The 5,196-nt window shown below is 69.0% G+C and carries 7 protein-coding genes; 2 read left to right on the forward strand and 5 right to left on the reverse strand.

Going from position 1 to position 5,196, the window contains the following annotated elements:
* Nucleotides 1–20 precede the first annotated feature (20 nt).
* The 3 genes from Z052_RS16030 to Z052_RS20610 all read right to left on the reverse strand — a co-directional run bounded on the left by Z052_RS16030 (nt 21) and on the right by Z052_RS20610 (nt 1,726).
* Nucleotides 21–776: a hypothetical protein gene (locus Z052_RS16030; protein ID WP_049930833.1), complete on the reverse strand. Its 756-nt coding sequence runs from the start codon at nt 774–776 to the stop codon at nt 21–23.
* Nucleotides 777–844: 68 nt separating this feature from the next.
* Complete coding sequence (locus Z052_RS16035; protein WP_049930835.1) at nt 845–1,528, reverse strand: HAD family hydrolase; 684 nt, start codon at nt 1,526–1,528, stop codon at nt 845–847.
* A 57-nt stretch (nt 1,529–1,585) separates the two neighbouring features.
* Complete coding sequence (locus tag Z052_RS20610; protein ID WP_176450672.1) at nt 1,586–1,726, reverse strand: hypothetical protein; 141 nt, start codon at nt 1,724–1,726, stop codon at nt 1,586–1,588.
* 126 nt (nt 1,727–1,852) lie between these two features.
* On the opposite strand from Z052_RS20610, the gene Z052_RS16040 reads away from it, so the two are divergent.
* On the forward strand, nt 1,853–2,992 hold the full coding sequence (locus tag Z052_RS16040; RefSeq protein ID WP_094520903.1) for a CBS domain-containing protein: 1,140 nt from the start codon (nt 1,853–1,855) through the stop codon (nt 2,990–2,992).
* Nucleotides 2,993–3,118: 126 nt separating this feature from the next.
* Here the strand turns inward: Z052_RS16040 and radB are convergent, their stop codons facing one another.
* Both radB and Z052_RS16050 read right to left on the reverse strand, forming a co-directional pair.
* The gene (gene radB / locus Z052_RS16045) at nt 3,119–3,826 is read right to left on the reverse strand and encodes a DNA repair and recombination protein RadB (protein WP_086219108.1); all 708 of its coding nucleotides are present in this window, start codon (nt 3,824–3,826) and stop codon (nt 3,119–3,121) included.
* 215 nt (nt 3,827–4,041) lie between these two features.
* Nucleotides 4,042–4,248: a cold-shock protein gene (locus tag Z052_RS16050; RefSeq protein WP_004595330.1), complete on the reverse strand. Its 207-nt coding sequence runs from the start codon at nt 4,246–4,248 to the stop codon at nt 4,042–4,044.
* A 207-nt stretch (nt 4,249–4,455) separates the two neighbouring features.
* Here Z052_RS16050 and Z052_RS16055 point away from each other — a divergent pair, with 207 nt between their 5' ends.
* On the forward strand, nt 4,456–5,151 hold the full coding sequence (locus tag Z052_RS16055; RefSeq protein ID WP_094520904.1) for an SCO family protein: 696 nt from the start codon (nt 4,456–4,458) through the stop codon (nt 5,149–5,151).
* Nucleotides 5,152–5,196 lie beyond the last annotated feature (45 nt).

Genomic DNA, 5,196 nt, shown 5'->3' on the forward strand with positions numbered 1-5,196 from the left:
TCCCGTTGTCCTACCGGGGTTCACCGCGTCATCGACACCGACCGCTCGACGACCTCGTACCCCTGCGCGGCGAGCGCCTCGGCGTAGTACCGCTCGGCGACCCGCCCCTGCGGGAGCCGCCGGAGGCCGAACCGGCGCGTCGGTCGCAGTTCGAGGTCGACGACGGTCCCGCCGTCGGTCGTCTCGCGGACCGTCGCCGCGTACGAGGCCCACGGCCGACCGTCCGCCGTCCCCTCTATCTCGACCGTCGCGACCGGCGGGTGGTCGGAATCGCTCTCGCCGACCGCGGCGTCGTCGACCGCGTCCCTCCCGCTCACGTCGACGGAGAGGTCGAGCTCGACCGACTTGAGGCCGAGGAGATACGAGAACTCGTAGGTTGCGTCCGTTCCGGGCGCGCTTCTGTCGGTAGCGGCGTCGGTCGACGCTGCCGTGTCGGCGGCGCTCCGGACCTCGTCGGCGACGCCCCACTGGAACGCGAGGTTCGGCGGTCTCGCCGACCCGAACCGCCGGACGACCGCTCCGGGCGACGCGTCCGTCCGGAGGCGAGTCGAGCCGCGCCGTCGAAACACGGGCACGCGGAGCGCGACGACGATGACGGCGCCGACCGCCACGCCGGGCCAGAACGAGATGGCGACGACCGCCGCGAGAAATGCGACGACGACGAGCAGCGCGAGGGTCCAGCCGACGGCGCGCTCCGCCCGGCGGTAGCGAGCGACGACGGACCGCACGTCCGATGCGTCTGTGTCGAGGGGCTGACTCGCGGAGGGCGAGGGCATCGCTCGCGCTTCGGGGACCGATCACATGTCCGTTTTGATCGCGCGGCCGTCGCGAGTCACACGCCGAATCAGATCCCGCCGTCGGCGTCGGGCGGCGCTCGCCCGCAGATGCTCACGAGGTCGTGGAGGTCGTCGATCTCGTAGGTCGGGTGGCAGTCCAGTTCGGTCGACCGGCGGTGAGGGCGGCGGAGGAACGCGGAGTCGATTCCCGCGTTGTCGGCCGCGCGCACGTCCGACTCGTTGTCGCCGACGAACAGCGCCGTCTCGGCGCCGAGGTCTTCGAGGGCGCGCTCGATGTAGTACGGCGAGGGCTTCTTCCGCGAGAGGCTGGCCACCGAGGGGTCGCGGCCGTACGCGACCTCGAAGTGGTCCGCGAGCCCGAAGTGGTCCAAGAGCGCGTCGACGGTCGCCTGCTGGTTCGAGGAGACGACGCCGAGGGAGGCGTCCAGCGCGCGGACGACGTCCACGTCGTCGTACGGCGTCTTCTGTCCCTCCCGGGCGGCGTCGATCTGCGCCGCCGACGCGACCTCGTCTCTGACCCGCCAGAACTCCGCCGGGTCGACGCCGTAGCGCTCGCAGATGTCGGCCAGGGTGGCGGGGTCGACCCCGACGGCGACGTCGTCGACGTGGGCGAGGTCCGGGTCTTCGACGCCGAGGCTCACGAAGGCGTCCCAGGCGGCCTCGCGGAGCGTGTCGAACGGCGTCCGCCCGACCAACACCCCGTCGTTGTCGAAGACGACGGCGTCGTACACGCATCGCCGTGGGTGGGTAACGGGCAAAAAGGTTTCACACGTCGGCCGGTCGGTGCCTCAGACGCCGAAGAGCCGGAGGAAGAGCCCGGCGAGCAGCGCCAGCGCACCGACGATCACGCCGACGAAGGGGATCGGTACCGGGAGCGGGATCACGATCAGCGCGACGCCGACGGCGATCAGCGTGGTCGAGAGCCTCACGGGATCGCTTCGCCGTCGACGCTCAAATACCTTCAGGCGGATTGCGCGCGGCTGACGACCGCCCCCGGCGAGCGCGATGACTCCCGCACTTTCAATACCCGTCCCGTCGAACTCTCAGAACGGACCATGAACATCTCTGATATCGCAGTGCCGGAATACGTCGAGGTCGACGTCGACGAGCGTCTCGCCAAGGTCCGTTCTATCTTCGAGCGAGAGAACCCGAAGGGGATCGTCGTCGTCGAGGACGGCGAGTACGCCGGGGTCGTCGGGGAGAAACAGCTCATGCGCTCGCGCATGGAGGACGACACGAAGGTGTCGGCGGTGATGAAGCCGGCGCCCTCCGTCGACCGTCACGAGGACGTCCGCGAGACCGCCCGGCTCCTCGTCGAGGGCGACGTGAAGATCGCGCCCGTCTACGAGGGCGAGAAGCTCTTCGGTATCGTCACGGTCGACCAGATCCTCGAGGCCGTCCTCGACAGCCTCGACGCGATCACCGTCGGCCAGATCGCCACCGAGGACGTGATCGGCATCGGTGAGACCGAGAGCGTCGGGCGCGCCATCAACCGCCTCCGCGAGAACGGCGTCTCCCGACTGCCGGTCCTCGGCGACGACGGCGACCTCGTCGGCGTCGTCACCACGAACGACATCGTGGAGTTCGTCGTCCGCGACCAAGAGCGACAGGGCAGCGGCGACCGCGCGGGCGACATCGACCGGATGCTCGACATCCCCGTCTACGACATCATGTCGAGCCCCGTCGTCACCGCGCGGAACGACGAGACCGCCCAGGCGGTCGTCGAGCGCATGTTCGACAACGACGTCTCCGGGCTCGTCGTCACGCCCGAGGGCGTCGACACCGTCGCCGGGATGGTGACGAAGACCGACGTGCTGCGCGCGCTCACGTTCACCGAACAGGATTCGATGGACGTCCAGATCACCAACGTCGACCTGTTGGAGGGGACCTCCCGCGAACACATCGTTGAGTCCATCGAGCAGGTCGCCGACAAGTACGCGGACATGCACGTCATCCACGCGCACGTCCGACTCCACGCGCACAAGGAGAAGCTCCGCGGCACGCCCCTGATCCAGTGTCAGATCCGCCTCCGCACCAACGAGGGTCAGGTCGGCGGCTCCGGCGAGGGGTACGGCGCCGAACACGCCTTCCACGTCGCGCTCGACAAGCTGGAGCGGAACGTCTTGGAGATCAAGGGCGTCAACGCTGACGAAGAATACCGCGGCCAGCTCCTCCGGAAGCTCGGCGACCTCTAAGTCGGTAGCGACCCGCGACGGCGGACGCGCGCTTCGCGTCGCCGTCGACAGACCCCGACCGCACCGCCGGGACGGGACCGTCTCCGGCGTGCGTTTCCGTCGCTGCGTCTCATTCTTCCCCGCCGATCACGCGTCCGAGCCCTCGGCGAGTCCGTCGCCGACGATCCGGAAGGTCGCGGTGTCGCCGGCCGGCTTCGACCGGTGCTTCTCGAGGGTGGCACGGCGGTTCCCACCGCGGTACCGGTCGACGCGCAGGATGGCCCCGGTCCAGTGGTTGAGGGTGTTCCCGCCGAGCGCGCGGTCGCGGTCGCCGTCCGGGTCGGTGAACACCTGGTTCGTGATGATCACAGCGATGTCGTGACGGCGGGCTAACGAGAGGAGGTGCGTCACCTGCTTCGCGACCTTCCGGAGCGACTCGCCGCCCTCGGTGTCACCGGCGCGCTCCAGCCGGTAGAAGCCCGTCGCGGAGTCCAACACGATCAGCTCGACCTCCTCGGCGAGCTCCTCGGCGTCGCGCACCGCCTCGCGCTGGTCGTCGAAGTCGTACGCCTCGGAGATCACGAGCCGCGAGGCGATCGAATCGACCGTCTCGTCGGTGTCCGGGTCGTCGGCGCGGCCCGCGGCCAGCTGCTCGAACCGATCGATCGAGAGCCCCTCGGTGTCGACGTAGAGGGCGCGGTCGCCGCCGGCCGCGACCTCTACCGCGGCCGCGAGCGCGAGGTTCGTCTTCCCGGCGGCCGGCGGCCCGTACACCTGCGTGACGACGCCGCGCTCGAAGCCGCCGCCCAACAGCTCGTCGACCGGGCGACAGCCGGTCGGGATCGGATCGCTCACTGTGAAGTGATCTGCCCGCGCTCGTATTTAAACGGTCGATCGCGTCGCTGTCGGGAGAGCGCCGTCCCACATCGAAATGAGTCACTCCCCGTCGGAGAGAGCCGGCGCTCGTCGGGGTGTGATAAGTGTGAGAGAAACGGAGATAGGCGCCATTCGCGTCGAACGACGGCCGAAATCCGGTAGTGCGTGCGGACGCGCTGTCCGCTACGTGGGGGTTAGTTGCGGACGAGGTTCGTCGCGCGGGGTCCCTTGGGGGACGATTCGATGTCGAATTCCACTTCCTGACCCTCCTCGAGGTCCGGGCCGCCGACGTCTTCCATGTGGAAGAACACGTCTTCGTCGTCGTCGAGGTCGCCGTCGTCAGTCGAGATGAAACCGTAGCCGCCAGTGTCGTTGAAGAAATCAACCTTACCGTTTGCCATTGCGAATAAACGTACAGCCCGTTCGGAGATAACCCTTGCGAGGGCCACGGTACCACGGAGGTTCCGGACGTTCGTCTATCGGAGATGTTCCGTGTACGGCCGTCTCTCAGGGGCGTCTCGCCGGTCTGCGGCGGTCGCGGTCGTGTTCACCGCGCGCAACCAGCCGCGGGGTTCATTTACGAGCGACTACGTAGTTCGGGCAACGACATGGAGCGCCGCCACTTCCTCCGATCGCTCGCCGCCACCGGAACCGCCGCCGGCGCGACCGCCACGGCCGGCTGCGCCGGCGTCCTCGGCGACTCCGGCGACGACGGGACGATCCTCGGCCCGCCGGAACAGAATCGCGGCGAGCCGGTCCACCCGATCCACGGCGACGAGATGCCCGAGTTCACCGTTCCCGACCCGATCGCGGGCGAGGAGATATCGACGACGCAGTTCGAGGGCGAGCGCGCGTTCCTGTGGACGTCCTTCTACACCAACTGCCCCGACGGCGTCTGTCCGGCGCTCATCCTCCGGCTGCGCCGCGTTCAGGAGGTCGCCGCCGAAGAGGGGTTCGGCGACGAGGCCGCGTTCCTCCCGCTCACCTTCGACCCGGAGCGCGACACGGCGGACGTGCTCCGCGAGTACGCCGGGCAGCGCGGCGTCGACCTCGACGCCGGGAACTGGCACTTCCTCCGCCCGGAGAGCTACGAGGCGGGCGTGGAGCTGATGGACGAGAACTTCGGACTCAAGATCGAGAAGACGGACGGCGAACAGTACGAGAACCTGGAGTACGCGTTCCCGCACTACGGGCTCATCCTGCTGGTCAACAAGCGGGGTATCGTCGAGCGGGCGTACCCGCGCGGGCCGGCCACCGACGTCGAACGGGTCGTCGACGACTTCCGACGGGTGGTCACGGCGTGAGGCGACGGCACCTCCTGGCGGGGCTCGCGAGCGTCGGCGTCCTCG

It is taken from the genome of Halorubrum sp. C191, assembly GCF_002727095.1.
In the GTDB taxonomy this organism is placed as follows: Archaea; Halobacteriota; Halobacteria; order Halobacteriales; family Haloferacaceae; genus Halorubrum; species Halorubrum ezzemoulense.

What these genes read in the sequence shown, in the direction of transcription:
- Z052_RS16030 (WP_049930833.1), bottom strand. Translation starts at nt 776, where the DNA reads ATGCCCTCGCCCTCCGCGAGTCAGCCCCTCGACACAGACGCATCGGAC.
- Z052_RS16040 (WP_094520903.1), top strand. Translation starts at nt 1,853, where the DNA reads ATGAACATCTCTGATATCGCAGTGCCGGAATACGTCGAGGTCGACGTC.
- Z052_RS16050 (WP_004595330.1), bottom strand. Translation starts at nt 4,248, where the DNA reads ATGGCAAACGGTAAGGTTGATTTCTTCAACGACACTGGCGGCTACGGT.
- Z052_RS16055 (WP_094520904.1), top strand. Translation starts at nt 4,456, where the DNA reads ATGGAGCGCCGCCACTTCCTCCGATCGCTCGCCGCCACCGGAACCGCC.